15 protein-coding genes are annotated in these 16,227 nt (G+C 72.9%); 10 read left to right on the top strand and 5 right to left on the bottom strand.

Going from position 1 to position 16,227, the window contains the following annotated elements; genetic code table 11:
- Positions 1-37: 37 nt before the first annotated feature.
- Positions 38-1,123: a redox-regulated ATPase YchF gene (gene ychF, locus AB0B35_RS03980; protein WP_361040373.1), complete on the bottom strand. Its 1,086-nt coding sequence runs from the start codon at positions 1,121-1,123 to the stop codon at positions 38-40.
- A 305-nt stretch (positions 1,124-1,428) separates the two neighbouring features.
- Here ychF and AB0B35_RS03975 point away from each other — a divergent pair, with 305 nt between their 5' ends.
- The 5 genes from AB0B35_RS03975 (at position 1,429) to AB0B35_RS03955 (ending at position 6,932) form a co-directional block, all read left to right on the top strand.
- Positions 1,429-2,892: an AlkA N-terminal domain-containing protein gene (locus AB0B35_RS03975; RefSeq protein WP_361040836.1), complete on the top strand. Its 1,464-nt coding sequence runs from the start codon at positions 1,429-1,431 to the stop codon at positions 2,890-2,892.
- Complete coding sequence (locus tag AB0B35_RS03970; RefSeq protein ID WP_360521580.1) at positions 2,889-3,338, top strand: methylated-DNA--[protein]-cysteine S-methyltransferase; 450 nt, start codon at positions 2,889-2,891, stop codon at positions 3,336-3,338. Before AB0B35_RS03975 ends, AB0B35_RS03970 begins: the two co-directional genes overlap by 4 nt.
- 173 nt (positions 3,339-3,511) lie before the next feature.
- A complete protein-coding gene (locus AB0B35_RS03965) occupies positions 3,512-4,063 on the top strand; it encodes a winged helix-turn-helix domain-containing protein (RefSeq protein ID WP_361040370.1) in 552 nt (183 codons plus the stop codon).
- Positions 4,064-4,093: 30 nt separating this feature from the next.
- Positions 4,094-5,539 (top strand): peptidase S10, encoded by a 1,446-nt coding sequence (locus AB0B35_RS03960; protein ID WP_360521586.1) that lies wholly within the window; start codon positions 4,094-4,096, stop codon positions 5,537-5,539.
- 163 nt (positions 5,540-5,702) lie between these two features.
- The gene (locus AB0B35_RS03955; protein ID WP_361040368.1) at positions 5,703-6,932 is read left to right on the top strand and encodes a hypothetical protein; all 1,230 of its coding nucleotides are present in this window, start codon (positions 5,703-5,705) and stop codon (positions 6,930-6,932) included.
- Positions 6,933-7,026: 94 nt separating this feature from the next.
- Here the strand turns inward: AB0B35_RS03955 and AB0B35_RS03950 are convergent, their stop codons facing one another.
- Positions 7,027-7,992 carry a 4-hydroxy-3-methylbut-2-enyl diphosphate reductase gene (locus tag AB0B35_RS03950; RefSeq protein ID WP_361040833.1) on the bottom strand — a complete coding sequence of 322 codons (966 nt, stop codon included), beginning with the start codon at positions 7,990-7,992 and terminating at the stop codon, positions 7,027-7,029.
- 37 nt (positions 7,993-8,029) lie between these two features.
- Here AB0B35_RS03950 and xseA point away from each other — a divergent pair, with 37 nt between their 5' ends.
- Together xseA and AB0B35_RS03940 are read left to right on the top strand one after the other, a co-directional pair.
- Positions 8,030-9,256 carry an exodeoxyribonuclease VII large subunit gene (gene xseA / locus AB0B35_RS03945; RefSeq protein WP_361040366.1) on the top strand — a complete coding sequence of 409 codons (1,227 nt, stop codon included), beginning with the start codon at positions 8,030-8,032 and terminating at the stop codon, positions 9,254-9,256.
- 58 nt (positions 9,257-9,314) lie between these two features.
- Positions 9,315-9,524, top strand: coding sequence for an exodeoxyribonuclease VII small subunit (locus tag AB0B35_RS03940; RefSeq protein WP_361040363.1), 210 nt, complete (start codon positions 9,315-9,317; stop codon positions 9,522-9,524).
- A 229-nt stretch (positions 9,525-9,753) separates the two neighbouring features.
- On the opposite strand, the gene AB0B35_RS03935 is transcribed toward AB0B35_RS03940, so the two are convergent.
- On the bottom strand, positions 9,754-10,674 hold the full coding sequence (locus tag AB0B35_RS03935; protein WP_361040360.1) for a DMT family transporter: 921 nt from the start codon (positions 10,672-10,674) through the stop codon (positions 9,754-9,756).
- Positions 10,675-10,696: 22 nt separating this feature from the next.
- Complete coding sequence (gene glpX / locus AB0B35_RS03930) at positions 10,697-11,695, bottom strand: class II fructose-bisphosphatase (protein WP_360521601.1); 999 nt, start codon at positions 11,693-11,695, stop codon at positions 10,697-10,699.
- Positions 11,696-11,817: 122 nt separating this feature from the next.
- Between glpX and AB0B35_RS03925 the strand changes: the two genes are divergently transcribed.
- The 3 genes from AB0B35_RS03925 (at position 11,818) to AB0B35_RS03915 (ending at position 15,293) form a co-directional block, all read left to right on the top strand.
- Entirely contained in the window at positions 11,818-12,354 is a 537-nt protein-coding gene (locus AB0B35_RS03925) for a DUF4245 family protein (RefSeq protein ID WP_361040358.1), read from the top strand.
- Between the two features lie 247 nt (positions 12,355-12,601).
- Positions 12,602-13,594 (top strand): hypothetical protein, encoded by a 993-nt coding sequence (locus AB0B35_RS03920; protein WP_361040355.1) that lies wholly within the window; start codon positions 12,602-12,604, stop codon positions 13,592-13,594.
- Positions 13,595-13,640: 46 nt separating this feature from the next.
- Positions 13,641-15,293 (top strand): hypothetical protein, encoded by a 1,653-nt coding sequence (locus AB0B35_RS03915; protein ID WP_361040353.1) that lies wholly within the window; start codon positions 13,641-13,643, stop codon positions 15,291-15,293.
- Here the strand turns inward: AB0B35_RS03915 and AB0B35_RS03910 are convergent, their stop codons facing one another.
- Positions 15,294-16,211 (bottom strand): NAD-dependent epimerase/dehydratase family protein, encoded by a 918-nt coding sequence (locus AB0B35_RS03910; RefSeq protein WP_361040350.1) that lies wholly within the window; start codon positions 16,209-16,211, stop codon positions 15,294-15,296. It lies immediately after the preceding gene.
- Positions 16,212-16,227 lie beyond the last annotated feature (16 nt).

Below are 16,227 nucleotides of genomic sequence, written 5' to 3'. Positions count from 1 at the left end.
ACACGCATCCCGGCACGCCTGAGTGTCCCTGGTGGGGTCAGACGTTGAAGCGGAACTCCACCACGTCGCCGTCGGACATGACGTACTCCTTGCCCTCCATGCGGACCTTGCCGGCCGCCTTCGCCGCCGCCATGGAACCGGCCGCCATCAGGTCGTCGTACGCCACGATCTCGGCCTTGATGAAGCCGCGCTGGAAGTCGGTGTGGATGACCCCGGCGGCCTCGGGGGCGGTCGCGCCGACCGGGATGGTCCAGGCGCGCGCCTCCTTCGGGCCCGCCGTGAGGTAGGTCTGCAGGCCGAGCGTGCCGAACCCGACCCGGATCAGCTGGTTGAGACCCGGCTCGGACTGCCCGATGGACTCCAGCATCTCGGCCGCGTCCTCCGGCGACAGGTCGATCAGCTCGGACTCGATCTTCGCGTCCATGAACACGGCCTCGGCCGGGGCGACCAGGGCGCGCAGCTCGTCGAGGAACGCGTTGTTGTGCAGCTCGGCCTCGTCGACGTTGAAGACGTACAGGAACGGCTTCGCGGTCATCAGGTGCAGCTCGCGCAGCTCGGCGAGGTCGATGCCGGCCTTGGCCGCACCGGCGAACAGCGTCGTGCCGCCGTCGAGCACGGCGTGGGCGGCCTTCGCGGCGGCGACGATGCCGGCCCGGTCCTTGCGGACCCGGAGCTCCTTCTCCAGCCGCGGCAGCGCCTTCTCGATCGTCTGCAGGTCGGCGAGCATCAGCTCGGTGTTGATGGTCTCGATGTCGTCGGCGGGCGAGACCTTGCCGTCGACGTGCACCACGTTCGGGTCGCTGAAGGCCCGCACGACCTGGCAGATGGCGTCGCAGTCGCGGATGTTGGCGAGGAACGCGTTGCCCTTGCCCTGCCCCTTCGAGGCACCCTTGACCAGGCCCGCGATGTCGGTGAAGCTCACCGGCGCGGGCAGGATGCGCTGCGAGCCGTAGAGCTCGGCGAGCTTGTCCAGCCGCTGGTCGGGCAGCCCGACGACGCCGACGTTCGGCTCGATCGTGGCGAACGGGTAGTTCGCCGCGAGCACGTTGTTGCGGGTCAGCGCGTTGAACAGGGTGCTCTTGCCGACGTTGGGCAGACCGACGATACCGATGCTGAGGCTCACGACAGCAAATCTTACTTACCCGGCGGCTCGCCCTGCCCGTGCCCGTCCCGCGCAGTGACCGCAGTCGCCTGCGCCGCCCGACCACCCACCCACCGGCCCCCGACCAACCGGACATACAACCCAGTTCACCCGGCCACCCGCGCGTTGATCCGTTTTTGTGGACGCCAGCGGCCCCCGTGGGGGCGTCCAGCGTCCACAAAAACAGATCTTCACGAGGGTCGCGTGCGGCATCGCGCTCCGGGTGGGTGAGCGAGCGGAGGTGAGGTCCGATTTCCGCTAGCAAGTGGAGCGGGGTGGCGGGCAGGGTGGAGAGCGTGGAGAGCTATTACCGGGCGGTGAGCAGTCGGGACGGGCGGTTTGACGGCCGGTTCTGGTTCGGCGTGACGTCGACGGGGATCTACTGCCGGCCGTCCTGCCCGGCGCGGACGCCCAAGTCAGAGAACGTGCGCTACTTCCCGAGCGCGGCGGCGGCGGCGCGGAACGGGTTTCGGGCCTGTCGGCGGTGTGCGCCGGATGCGGTGCCGGGGTCGCCGCAGTGGGACAACCGGGCCGATGTGACGGCGCGGGCCGTGCGGTTGATCGGGGACGGGGTGGTGGACCGGGGCGGGGTGCCGGAGCTGGCGTCGCGGCTGGGGTACACCGAGCGGCACCTGAACCGGCTGCTCAGCGAGGAGCTCGGGGCGGGACCGCTGGCGCTGGCCCGGACCCAGCGGGCGCAGACCGCCAAGACGCTGATCACGAAGACCGGGCTCGGGCTGTCGGAGATCGCGTTCGCGGCCGGGTTCGGCAGCATCCGGCAGTTCAACGACACCTTCCGGGAGGTGTACGGCTGCGCGCCCTCGACGCTGCGGCGCGAGCGCGCTCCGGTCGACGGGGCGGTGTCGCTGCGACTGAGCTACCGGGCGCCGCTGCACGTCGAGGCGCTGTTCGGCTTCCTCGGGGCGCGCACGATCAGCGGCGTGGACAGCTACGCCGACGGGCGCTACACCCGCTCGCTGCGCCTGCCGCACGGGCCGGCGACAGTCACCCTGTGGCCCGCGGGCACCGACCCGGCCGACGCCGGCGCACGGCGCGGCGACGGGGCGGGGTTCATCGAGGCCGAGTTGCGGCTGTCGGACATGCGGGATCTGACGCCCGCGGTGGCGCGGTGCCGCCGGCTGCTCGACCTGGACGCCGACCCGGCGGCCGTGGACGCGGTGCTGGCCGCCGATCCCGCGCTCGCCGCGGTCGTGGCCGCCGAGCCGGGGGTACGGCTGCCGCGCAGCGTGGACGGGTTCGAGATGGCCGTGCGGGCCGTGGTCGGGCAGCAGATCAGCGTGGCGGGCGCGCGTACCGTGCTGGCCCGGCTCCTCCCACCCGACGACCGGGACCCGGCGGACGGACCCGGCCTGCCCACCGCGTTGTTCCCCACACCCGAGCAGTTGCTGGCGCTGCCCGACGAGGCGTTCTCGATGCCCGCGTCGCGGCGGCGCACGCTGCGCGCGGTCGCCGAGGCGGTGCGCGACGGGCTGCGCCTGGACGCGGGCAGCGACCGGGCCGCGACCAGGCAGGCGCTGCTGGAGCTGCCGGGCGTGGGCCCGTGGACCGCCGACTACATCGCGCTGCGCGCGCTGGGCGACCCGGACGTCCTGCTCACCACCGACCTGGGCACCCGCCGCGGCGCGCAGGCGCTCGGCCTGCCCGACGACCCCGACGGCCTCGCCCGGCACGCCGAACGCTGGCGGCCGTGGCGCTCGTACGCACAGATCAGACTCTGGAGAGCAGCATGATCACGATTGACACTCCGGTCGGCCCGTTCACGATGACGGGCGACGGAACGGCCGTCACGGCGGCCGTCTTCGGCGACACCCTGCCCGAGGGGTGGGCGACGCCCGGCGAGGTGCCGCCCGGGGCGGTCGAGGCGGTGCACGCCTACTTCGGCGGCGACCTGGCCGCGCTGGACGGCATCGCGGTGAACCAGCACGGAACCGCGTACCTGGAGCAGTGCTGGGACACGCTGCGCACGCTGGACGAGCCGGTGTCGTACCGCCGACTTGCCGAGCTGACCGGCCGCCCGGCGGCGGTCCGCGCGGCGGCGCAGGGCTGCGCCCGCAACCAGGTCGCGCTGATCGTGCCGTGCCACCGGGTGCTGCGCGCCGACGGCACGCCCGGCGGCTACCGCTGGGGCGTGGACGTCAAGCAATGGCTGCTCAAGCACGAGGCCGCGAGCCGCTGAGACGGGGCTCACGCGAGCTCATGTATTTCCTACTAGCCCGATAGGAGTTATCGAGTTACGCTGTCCAGGTAATTGCTGAGTCGCTCGTGGAGGGTCCCGTGCCGCGAACGTTCCGATGTCGCCGGGCATTCGCACACCTGCCCACCCGACCCGCAACGACCAGGAGTTCCGAGATGACAGTCCTGCTCACCGAGCCCGCGTACACCGACGTGGCGGTGCCGATCGTCCACCGTTCCGCCGACATCCCGGCGGACGGCGACGAACCGCTCACGGTCACGCTGACCCTCAAGCTGACCGGCCCCGACGCGGCGACCGCCGCGACCCGCCTGGTGCACGCGCTGGCCGACGCGGAACCGCTGCGCGACACGGTCTGGGACGGTGAGCTCGCCGCGCCCGAGCCGCCCGCGCTGCCCAGCCCCGAGAACCCGGTGCTGATCGACACGACGAGCCGCACCGTCACGGTGCACGGCGCGCCGGTGCGGTTCACCCGCCGCGAGTTCGAGCTGCTGTTCTTCCTGGTACGCCACACCGGCGCGGCGTTCACCCGGTTGCAGCTGATGCGGGCGGTCTGGGGTCATGAGTTCAGCGGCGAGCGCACCGTGGACGTGCACGTGCGCCGGTTGCGCGCCAAGCTCGGCGAGCACGGCGCGGGGCTGGCCACGGTGCACGGCTTCGGCTACCGGCTGGAGCCGGGCCGGGGCATCGGGCTGCGGCGCACCGCCTGATCCCAGCAGGCCGCAGTAGGGTCTGTCGCCATGGCAGACGAGCAGAAGAACAACGGCGCTCCCACCCCGGACGCTGAGCCCGCCGACGACCTCAGCGTCACCCACCACGAGGTCGCCGGGCTCCGCTACACCGCCACCGCGGGCCGGCTCGTGGTGCGCGCCGAGTCGCACACCGACGACGCGTTCGACGGGCACCAGGCCAAGGCCGAGATGTTCGTGGTCGCGTACACGCTGGACGGCGCCGACCCGGCCACCAGGCCGGTGACGTTCGCCTTCAACGGCGGCCCCGGGTCGTCCAGCGTGTGGCTGCACCTGGGCCTGCTCGGGCCGCGCAGGGTGCTGATGGGCGACGCGGGCGCGCTGACCGCCCCGCCGTACGGGCTGGCCGACAACGCCGAGACCCTGCTGCGCCACTCCGACCTCGTCTTCATCGACCCCGTGTCGACCGGTTACTCCCGGGCGGTCAAGGGCGGCAAGAGCAAGGAGCACCACGGGTTCAGCGGCGACGTGGACAGCGTCGGCGAGCTGATCCGGCTGTGGACGTCCCGGCACGGGCGCTGGGGCTCCCCGAAGTACCTGTGCGGCGAGTCGTACGGCACGCTGCGCGCCGCGGCGCTGGCCCACCACCTGCAGGACCGGCACGGCATGTGGCTCAACGGGCTGATGCTGGTGTCCAGCGTGCTCAACATCGGCACGCTGGAGTTCCACCCGCACCACGACGGGGCGTACCCGCTGTTCCTGCCGACGTACGCGGCGATCGCGCACTACCACGGGCTGCACGGCGACCGGCCGCTGCGCGAGGTGCTGGCCGAGGCGGAAGAGTTCGCCGACCGGAGCTACCCGTGGGCGCTGGCGCGCGGGGCGCGGCTGTCCGAGGCCGAGCGCACGGCGGCGGTCGGCACGGTGGCCCGGCTGACCGGGCTGGACCCGGACTACGTGGACCGGGTCGACCTGCGGCCCGAGCACGTGCGCTTCTTCACCGAGCTGCTGCGCTCGCGGCGGCGCACGGTGGGCCGGCTGGACGGGCGCTTCCTGGGCTGGGACGCCGACTACGGGCGCGAGCACTGGTCCAGCGACCCGTCCCTGGACGCGATCATGGGGCCGTACACCGCGGCGATCAACCAGTACCTGCGGTCCGACCTGGGATACCGCAACGACCTGCCGTACAAGACGCTCACCGGAGACGTGCAGCCCTGGTCGTTCAAGGAGTTCGAGGGGCAGCACGTCAACGTCGCCGACAAGCTCGCCGCCGCGATGCGCGCCAACCCGCACCTGCGGGTCCAGGTGGCCTGCGGCTACCACGACGGGGCGACCCCCTACTACGCCTCCGAGCACACCTTCGCGCACCTGGAGATCCCCGCCGAGCTGCGCGGCAACATCGAGTTCAAGTACTACGAGGCCGGCCACATGATGTACGTGCACGAGCCGAGCCGCCTGGCCCAGGCGCGGCACCTGGCGGAGTTCGTCACGGCCTGACCGCACGCCTCCGACCCGGCGACAGAGCTGCCCGAACACGAGCTGTCGCCGGGTCGGCCCGGATGACGCAACTCCCGGTGGACGAACAAAACTCACTCCTGGTCTGCCGCGGGCGGGCTATCGCATCTAGGCTCTGTGCGCCGTGCCTAATGAGGAGCCGTTCGTGTCGTCGTCAGATTTCCGCGAGTTCCAGCAGATCTGGCAGCCCCGGATCGCCGCCGAGATCTACGCGTTCACCGGCGACCGCGCTGCCGCGGGTGAGATCGCCCAGGAGGTCTTCAGCCTGGCGGGCAGCCGCTGGACCAGGCTGGAACGACAGGAGGACCCGGTCCGCTGGTCCCGTCAGGAGGCCTGGCAGCGCGTCGACGAGCGGTGGCTCGGCACGTCCCGGCCTGACGGCGACGAGTCCGCTCCCGCGATGGTCGCCGCGCTGGCCGAGCTTCCCCCGTCCACCCGGCGGACCGTGGTGCTGCTGCTGGCCGAGGTGCCCTCACACGAGTACGTCGCGCTCGGCGCGACCGCGATCCCCGCCGCGCAGTGGGACGAGGCGCTGGAATACCTGGCCGCCGCGCTGCCCGGGCACGACCCGGCCACCCTGTTCGCGCAGCTGTGCACCGGCTGGGAGATCACGGTGCCGCGTGCGCGTATGGACGCCGAGCAGCCGAAACGGGCGCGCTCGCACTCCCTCGCCCCGACGCGCCGCTCACGCCGCTCACGCCGTAAGGGCTCCCTGGTGGCCCTCGGGGCGGTGGCCCTGCTGGTGGCGGGCGTCGTCGGCGTGACGAAGTGGGCCGCGGAACCGGCCGGAGGCAGCGCCGCGCCGGAGGTCTCCGCGAGCGCCACCCCGGAACTCGCCTGGCCCGAACCGTCCGCGACGGAGGAACCGCTGCCGACGCCGAGCGGCACGACCGCGCCGCCGAGTGCCCAGCCCAGTGCCTCCCCGGGCAGGCCGACCCCCAGCCCGACCCGGCCGGGCACCTCACCGCGTCCGGGCAACCCGCCGGCCAGCCCGACCAAGTCCCCCACCCCCTCGCCGTCGCCGCCCTGCCAGGTGTCGGTCAACGTCACCGCCACCGGTCCCGGCTCCGGCGGAGCCCTGGAGTTCACCGCCGAGGCGGTCGGCGGGAAGCTGGAGTTCTGCGGCACGCAGCGGGCGGTGTGGTGGGCCAGCTACACCCTGGGCGAGGACGGGGTGTTGCACCGGGCTGACTCGGGCACGCAGAACCTGAACAAGGACGCACCCACCTGGTCCACCGCGATCGCGTTCACCGCCTGCGGCGGAGCCTGGTACTACGGCGTCAACGCGGTCAGCTTCCCCGACGACATCCAGGTGGCCGATCAGGACGCCGCCTTCGGCGGCAACAAGCTGGGCAACGGCGCGAGCCCCTGCTGACCGGCCCGTCCCGCCTGCTCCTGGCGACACGAAGTTAAGAAGGGCACCTTCTACAACGCGGAGCGTTGTGAAGGTGCCCTTCCTTTGGTACGGGTCAGGAGGAGGCAGCGGCTTTCATGTCGCGCTTGAGCTCCTGGGGCAGGGAGAAGGTGAGGCGCTCCTGGACGGTGACGACCTCCTCGACGTCGGCGAAGCCCAGTTCGGCCAGGCGGGCCAGCACCTCGGTGACCAGTTCCTCGGGGACGCTGGCGCCGGAGGAGAGGCCGACCGTGGTCGCGCCGTCCAGCCAGGCGGGGTCGATCTCGTGGGCGAAGTCGATCAGGTGGCCCTGGCGCGCGCCGGCGTTCACGGCGACCTCGACCATGCGGACCGAGTTCGACGAGTTGCGCGAGCCGACCACCAGGATCACGTCGCACTCGGGGGCGATCTGCTTCATCACCTGCTGGCGGTTCTGCGTCGCGTAGCAGATGTCGTCGCTGGGCGGCGACTGCAGCAGCGGCAGCTTCTCCTTGAGCTTGGCCACGGTCTCCATGGTCTCGTCGACGCTGAGCGTGGTCTGCGACAGCCAGACGACCTTGCTCGGGTCGCGCACGGTCACCGCGTCCACGCCCTCGGGGCCGTCGACGAGCTGGATGTGCTCGGGAGCCTCGCCGGAGGTGCCGATGACCTCCTCGTGGCCCTCGTGGCCGATGAGCAGGATGTCGTAGTCCTCCGCGGCGAACCGCTTGGCCTCGTGGTGGACCTTGGTCACCAGCGGGCAGGTGGCGTCGATCGCCTTGAGATTGCGCTCACGGGCCTGGTCGTGCACCACCGGGGCGACGCCGTGCGCCGAGAAGATCACGGTGGAGCCCTCGGGGACCTCCTCGTTCTCCTCGACGAAGATGGCGCCCTTGGCCTGCAGGGTCGTCACGACGTGCTTGTTGTGCACGATCTCCTTGCGTACGTAGATGGGGGCGCCGTAGAGCTTCAGCGCCTCCTCCACGGTCTGCACGGCGCGGTCCACGCCGGCACAGTAACCACGGGGCTTGGCCAGCAGGACACGCTTGCGAGGAGTCTCGATCACCCGACCATCGTACCGTCGGCCTATGGTGAGCCCTGTGACGGAGCAGAGCTCGGCGGAGCAGCCGTGGCCCGTAAGAGTGGTCAGCCAGAAGATCAGCGCCTGGATCGGGCGACTCGGCTGGATCTGGGTTGACGGGCAGGTGGCACAGCTCTCCCGGCGTCCCGGGTCGGCCACGGTCTTCCTCACCCTGCGCGACCCGTCGGCCGACCTGAGTCTGACCGTCACCGCCAGCCGCGACGTGCTCGACAGCGGCGCACCGCAGCTCAGCGAGGGTGCGCGGGTGGTCGTGCACGCGAAACCCGAGTGGTTCGCCCAGCGCGGCACGCTGAGCCTGCGCGCCGACGAGATCCGGCAGGTCGGCGTGGGCGAGCTGCTGGCCCGCCTGGAGCAGCTCAAGAAACTGCTGCAGGCCGAGGGCCTGTTCGACCCGCGGCGCAAGCGGCGGCTGCCGTTCCTGCCCCGCCGGATCGGCCTGATCACGGCGCGGGCCAGCGCGGCCGAGCGCGACGTGCTCACCAACGCCCGCCGACGCTGGCCGGCCGTGGACTTCCGAGTGGTCAACGTCACCGTGCAGGGGCCGACCGCGGTCCCGTCGATCATCGGGGCGCTGCAGTCGCTGGACGGCGACGAGAGCGTGGACGTGATCATCATGGCCCGCGGTGGCGGCGCGGTCGAGGACCTGCTGCCGTTCAGCGACGAGGCGCTGTGCCGGGCGGTGTTCGCTTGCCGTACGCCGGTTATCTCCGCGATCGGGCACGAACCGGACACTCCGCTGGTGGACTGGGTGGCCGACGTACGCGCGTCGACGCCGACGGACGCCGCCAAACGGGTGGTCCCCGATCTGGGTGACGAGATTCGCCTGATCGAGCAGGCGCGGGGGCGGGTCACCCGGGCGATGCGGCACCGCGTCGAGCGCGAGCAGCAGCGCCTCGACAGCCTGCGCAGCAGGCCGGCGCTGACGAAGCCGTACCAGATGATCGAGACCCGGGCGACCGATGTCGCGGCCCTGCGCGACCGCGCGGCGCGGGCGCTCACCCACCGGGTGCACCGGGCCGAGGGCGACCTCACCCACACCCTGGCCCGCCTCCGGGCGCTGTCCCCCGCCGCCACCCTGACCAGGGGATACGCCATCGTCCAGCGCGCCGACGGCCACGTGGTCCGCGCGGCGAGCGAGGTGTCGACCGGCGACGCGCTGCGGATCCGCCTGGCCGAGGGCGAGCTGGCGGCCACGGTGACTGTGACCGGCGAGGACCGCGCATGACCGAGCAGACCGACCCGGGCGGCCGCAGCGCCGCCGACGAGCGTAGCGAGGAGAAGGCATGAGCAAGCGCAGCGAGGCGCCGGCCGAGGAGCAGCTGTCCTACGAGCAGGCGCGCGGCGAGCTGGCCGAGGTGGTGCAGAAGCTGGAGTCCGGCGGCGGCACCCTGGAGGAGTCCCTCGCCCTCTGGGAGCGTGGCGAGCACCTCGCCGCCGTCTGCCAGCGCTGGCTCGACGGCGCGAAGGCCAAACTCGACGCGGCCTCGTCCTGATTCCCCGGGCCGCAGCAGCCCTTGATCATCGGACTTGCCTGGCACCTGTGCGTATCTTGACCTCGCTTTCGCCCGGTTGCCTGGCAAGTCGAGTGACCTTGGTGCGTGACCGCACCGGCTTGCCGGCCGAGCGGTGCGTGATCGCACGGCACGCCGGTAGGCACCGTGTGAGCGGGGACCGCATGGATCGCGGGCGATGCGGGCCCGCTCGGGCGGCGAACGGCCCGGACTAGCCGCGGGCGGCGATGCGGACGGCGACCAGGGTGAGGGCGGCGCCGGTCAGGGTGAGCAGGTCGGGGCGGCCGGCGGGGCCGGGCAGGACGGCGTCGATGGCGAGTGCCCCGAGGATCTGGCCGGCGATCATGCCGAGGCCGAGCAGCAGCACGCCGATGCGGTGCACGACGGCCGCCGAGATGGCGATGAAGACGATGCCGAGTGGGCCGCCGACGTAGAGCCAGGGTTCGGTGGGGAACGCGCCGGGCGGGCCGCCGCCGCGTAGCGCCGACTCGATGGCGAACGCGACCAGCAGCGCGACCGTGCCCACCGCGAAGTTCAGCAGGGTCGCGGGCCACGGGGAGGTCGCGGCGAGCGCGACCCGCCCGTTCACTCCCTGCTGCCAGGCGACGCCGATGCCGGCCAGCAGCGGCAGGGCCGCGAAGCCGAGCGAGCGCGGGTCGCCGAAGCTGTCGCCGACCGCGACGACGACCGCGACGACGCACAGCAGCGCGCCGAGGGCCCGGTTTCGGGTGATCAGCCTCGGGCCGCCGGGGCCGACGCCGAGCCGGTCCATGGCCAGGCTGGACGCGGACTGCCCGGCGACCAGCGCCACGATGAAGATCGAGACGCCGAGCCACGGCACCGTCAGGCCCTGGGTGGTGACCAGGAACGCGCCGCAGGCCCCGCCGATGCACTGCCACCAGCGCAGCTGCCCGGAGCGCAGCGCGTGCGGGATGCGGCCGGTGTTGCGGTGCATCCACGGCAGCGCCAGCAGCATGACGGCCAGGCCGACGCCGAACGAGACGGTCGCGGCGGCGATGCCGTCGCCGAGCTGGTGGCCGAGTTCGCCGTTGATGCGTGACTGCAGGGCCAGGCAGCTGCCGCCGAACACGGACAGGGCCACAAAGACGGCCCGGCCGGAGTCGACGCTCACGACCGGGCCCGGGCGGTACGGATCACGCGAAGTCGACCACCGAGTAGCCGGCGAGCTTCTCCAGGCGGTGGTACGAGTCGATGACGCGGATGGTGCCCGACTTCGAGCGCATGACGATCGACTGGGTGTACGCGCCGTTGTCCCGGTAGCGCACGCCGCGCAGCAGGTCGCCGGAGGTGACGCCGGTGGCCACGAAGAACACGTTCTCGCCGGTGACCAGGTCGTCGGTGGTGAGCACCCGGTCGAGGTCGTGCCCGGCGGCGACGGCGCGCTCGCGCTCGGCGTCGTCCTGGGGCCACAGCCGGCCCTGCATCGCGCCGCCGAGGCACTTGAGCGCGCATGCGGCGGTGATGCCCTCGGGCGTGCCGCCGATGCCCATCAGCACGTCGACGTCGGACTGGTCGCGGGCGGCGTAGATGGCCCCGGCGATGTCGCCGTCGGAGATGAAGTTGATCCGGGCGCCCGCGTCGCGTACCTCGCGGACCAGGTCGGCGTGGCGGGGCCGGTCGAGGATGCAGACGGTCAGGTCGGACACGCGCACCCGCTTGGCCTTGGCGATGCGGCGCAGGTTCTCGGTCCAGCCGGCGGTGATGTCGATGACGTCGGCCGCCTCGGGGCCGACGACCAGCTTCTCCATGTAGAACACGGCGCTGGGGTCGAACATCGCGCCGCGCTCGGCGACGGCGAGCACAGCCAGGGCGTTCGGCATGCCCTTGCTCATCAGCGTGGTGCCGTCGATCGGGTCCACCGCGACGTCGACCTCGGGGCCGGTGCCGTCGCCGACCCGCTCGCCGTTGAACAGCATCGGGGCGTTGTCCTTCTCGCCCTCGCCGATGACGACGGTGCCGGTCATGGGCAGCGAGTTGATCAGCTTGCGCATGGCGTCGACGGCCGCGCCGTCGCCGCCCTCCTTGTCGCCGCGGCCGACCCAGCGGCCCGCGGCCATGGCCGCCGCCTCGGTCACCCGGACGAGATCGAGTGCCAGGTTCCGGTCGAGATCCTGCGGAGTACGGGTCGCCATGCTGCTCCTCCTACGATCGGCTGAACTGATCCTGTCATGCCCCGACCTGAACGTACGTTCGGGATGTTGCATCGGGGTGACCTCGTGGCGGTGTGACCTGTGACATCGGTCAAGATGGTGGGGTGAGCAGCGTGGAGACCGAGCAGACCGAGCAGGCGGCCGTGCCCGCGTCGGGCAGCCGCACCCCGAAGGACATGGCCCTGTCGCTCGGCGTGCTGCTGGTCCCACTGCTGCTGGTGGTCCTGGGCTACCGGCTGTTCTACGGCTGGGACACCGCCGTGACGGTGGACCCGGCGAACGCGATCGCCAGCGCGGAGCGGGCCTCGTTCGCCCCGCTGCCGCTGGCCGCACCCGAGGGCTGGCAGACCGTCACCGCGAAATGGGAGCCGGGCGTGCTGCGCATCGGCTACCTCGACCCGGACAACCACGGGGCCCGGCTGGTGCAGTCCCGCGCCGCGCTGGACACGCTGGTCAAGGACGAGCTGGACGGCAAGGCCGTGGCCGACGGCGAGACCGTGGTCGGCGCGGTGACCTGGCAGCGCTTCCGCGGCCCGGACGAGCAGACCGCGCTGGCCCGAACCGCCGGCAACACCACCACGCTGCTGATCGGTGCGGAGAATGCCGACCTGACCGGGCTGGCCGCGGCGATCGCCCGCTGACCGGACGCCTGTGCGCGCCTTCGGGCGGAACACCTCTGTCGGATTCTCCCCACCATTTCTGCCTCGCCGGGCGAGCCGGGACCAGACGATCCGGGGACCCCCTCCGCCGTACAGGCGGACGCCGCACGGAATTGTTAACGGCTACGGTGATACCCGCCCGCCGCGCCGTCGCGAGACGCACTCGTGCCGCGCGGGCCACGACCCCGCACGGGCCCGCTCTGCGCCGCGAAGCCACGAGGACATCACCATGACTGCTCACCCTTCCCCGGACCTTTCGCGTGCCCCTCGCCGGGGCCCGGCCGGCGGGCGGCCCACCGCACCCCGTGGCAACCGGGTCAACGCCGCGATCGCCGGCGGGCTCGCCGTGCTGGCGCTGGCCACCTGCGCCGCCGCGGCCCACCGGCCGACGCTGGACACCGCGCAGGCCACCGCCGTCGCCGCCGACCTGCGCGCGCTGTACGAGCGCATCCAGGGCAGTCCCGCCCAGCGCTCCGCCGCGCTGGTGATCGCCCACGTGGCCCGCGAGGAGCCGGTCCGCGAGTGCATGAAGTCGTCGGGCTTCCGGTACACGCTCGCCCCGTTCACCGACCCGCTCGCGGACAGCCCGCGCCTGCTGCTGCCGACCGAGGTGTCCGCGGTCGTCGACCCCGGCGCCGCCGACGCGCTCAAGCTGGTCCCGCAAGCCGTGGCGGAGGAGCCCGAGGCGGCGGTGGAGCGGCCCAAGGACCCGTCGTACAAGCGGCTGTCCGCGGCCAAGCGCCGGCTCTACGACGACACCGCGCTGATGTGCGAGCCCCCGATCGAGGGGCAGACCGAGGTCAGCACCCCTGAGGTCAGCGGCGACCTGGACGCCGAGTTCCTCGACATGCTGCGCCGCATCGGCGCCGACGTCGAGGTGGCGTCGCGGATGGAGTTCTACTCCTCGTGCATGGCCAAGCTCGGCTACCCCGTGCACACGGTCGGCGAGCTGTACGCGGCGGTGAGCGCGAAGTTCCGCGACGACGAGGGCACGCCGCTGCGGCCCGAGTCCTCGCTGATGCCGCACGCGACGGCGTACCAGCAGGACGCGGTCAAGGCCGACACCACCTGCCGCACCCCGGCCTGGGCCGGCGCGATGAGCCTGGCGCAGGCCGAGCTGGCCGCGTTCACCGAGGACCACGCCGACCAGCTCGCCGAGCTGGACGCCGCGTGGACGGCCCTGGAAGCCCGTGCCGCGGAGGCCCGCGCGAAGCTGGCGTGACGGCCACGGGGCCACGAAGGTTGCCGATGGGTGCGATCCTGCGGGGATGACCGCGCGGATCTCGCTCGCCTGGCTGGCTCACCCGGTGTCGCTGCTGGCGCTCGCCCTGTTGCTGGTCAACGACCACGTGCTCAAGGCCGCCTGGCCGGGGACGGCGACCGGCAAGCTCAGCGACTTCGCCGGGCTGCTCGTCGCGCCGCCGCTGCTCGCGGTCCTGGTGACCCTGTGCGCGCCGCGGCTGCCGTCCCGTGCGGTCGCGGTCGGTGCGACCGTCGCGGTCGGCGTCGGCTTCGCCGCCGTCAAATCCAGCGGTACGGCAGCGGCCGCCGCCTCGGCGCTGTGGACCGTCGTGGCCGGACCGTCGACCGTGCGCGCCGACCTCACCGACCTGCTGGCCCTGCCCGCCCTGCTCGGCGCGCTCGCGGTGTGGCGGCACGCCCGCACCCGCCCGGCCCCGACCCGCCTGGCCCGCGCGGTGCGCGTCGTCGTCGTGCTGCCGGTCGCACTGCTCGGGGTCGCGGCGACGTCCGCCGACACCACCGGCGAGCATGTCTCGATCGGCACCGACAACTCGGGCGCCCTGGTCGTCCGGGCGGAACGGGGCGACCTGCGCAGCACCGACGGCGGCCGGACCTTCACGCCGTACACGTTCACGCAGGAGCTGCCGTTCACCGACTTCACCGGGTCGCAGGCGGAGCACTGCGTCGCGGAGCAGCCGATCTGCTACCGGGTCGGGTACGGCCGGCTGCGGGTCGAGCGGTCCGACGACGACCGGCGAACCTGGACCGTGGCCTGGGAGTTGCCCGAACGCACCCGCGAACTGCTGGAACGCGAGCATTCGAGTCTGTTCGGCACCAGCGGCGTCCGGTCGTACGGGCTGGTCACCTTCGCGCTGCGCGACGGCGGGCACGTGGTCGCGGTGGCCAACGGGCACGACGGCGTGCTGGTCCGGGACGTCACCGGCACGTGGACCCGGATCGGCGACGGGCGCGACCCGGCCGCGCCGCTGCCGTCGGGGCTGCTGCCGGTGGACCAGTGGTTCGCCCACATCGTGCCGGAGGTGCTGTGGGGGCTGCTCGCGATGCTGCTGTGCCTGGTCGCCGGCACCGTCGTCGCGCTGTACCGCGCGAACTTCCACGGGTCGGCGGTGACGACCGGTGTCCTCACCCTGCTCGGACCATGCCTGATCGTGGCGGGCCTGGCCGTGCCGCTCGGCACCGGCTCCGCCCTGCTGGGCGACGTTTCCCCGGTCCTGGTCCTCGGGGGTGTCGCGGCGCTCGTGCTCGTGCCGGTGGTGACGCTGTCGATAGGCCTGGGCCGGAGAGTGATGACCGCACGCGGGCTGTTGCTCCCGGCGCTCGTCGGGGTCGCGGTGTACGTGCCGTACGTCGTATGGGGCTCGGGCGCGACCACGAACTACCAGGCCGCGGCGCTTGCCGCGCTCGTGGTGTTCGTGCTGGGACTGGTCGGCGTGATCGTGACCGCCGCCGTCGCCCGGCGCCCGCCCGCACCGGAACCGGCCCCTTGGCCCGCCCCCGTGTACCCGGTTGCTCCGGTCGGCGAACCGGCGGGTCCACCGGCGTTGCGTGCTGCCGCTCCACCGCCGACCGGCATCGACGGCACCGACCCGGACGCCGGGCCGCCCGGCGGCTCGGGGTCCGGGTCGGACGGCGAAGCTGCCGGGCGGGCCGAGGGCTGATCAGGCGGCGCGGTATCGGGCCGCGGTCGCCGCGAGGGTGTCGTCCAGCGGCGTCGGCTTGAGGCCGAACACCTGCTCGGTGTGCGAGCTGTCCAGCACGAACGGCGCGGCGAACTGGTAGTGCGTGGTCCGCATCTCCTTGAGCATGGTGTTGAACAGGCCCCCGGCCCACAGGACCGGGTAGGGGATGCGGGCGACCCGCGGCGCGGGCAGGCCGATCAGCTCGTTCGCGCGCCGGGCCGCCTCGCGAATGGACACCGGCGGCGGGGTGGGCACCAGCCAGGCCTGGCCCCAGGCGCGCTCGTCGGTCGCGAGCGTGACCAGGGTGCGGGCCACGTCGGCGATCGCGGTCCAGCTGTGCGGGGCGTCCGGGTCGCCCATGACGTACGCCGTGCCGCCCTTCGCGGTGCGGGACAGCGCCATCTCGTTCAGCACCCCGTATGAGCCCGGCCCGGCGAAGTCGCTCGCCCTGGCCTCGGTGGCGCGCAGCCGCCCGGCCCGGTGCGCGGCCAGCGCGTCCGCCCACATCCGCACCCGCGTCACCAGTTTCGGGTGGGTGGCGGCGAGCGGGGTGTCGTGGGTGATCGGCGCGGTGACGGGGCCGTAGCCGTACAGGTTGCCCATGGTCACCAGGACCGCGCCGGACGTCTCCGCGGCGTGCAGCAGTGATGCGGCCAGCGGCGGCCAGTCGGTGAGCCAGCGGTGGTAGGCCGGGTTCGCGCAGTTGTAGAGGGCCGTCGCTCCTGCGGTCAGCTCGGCGAGCCGGGCGGGGTCGGCGGCGTCGGCGGCGGCGAGTTCGATGCCGGGCGCCTGCGGGCCGGTGCCCCGGCGGGTGACGATCCGGACCTGCTCGCCGCGCTCGGCCAGCAGCAGTGCGGTGGCGGTGCCGACAGGTCCCGCGCCGACGATCACGTGCATCTCAGTCTCCCAGATC

This window comes from Catellatospora sp. NPDC049133, assembly GCF_040648455.1.
GTDB lineage: Bacteria > Actinomycetota > Actinomycetes > Mycobacteriales > Micromonosporaceae > Catellatospora > Catellatospora aurea.
Note: the sequence above shows the minus strand (reverse complement) of the source record. Positions and strands in the feature narration are given on the sequence as shown.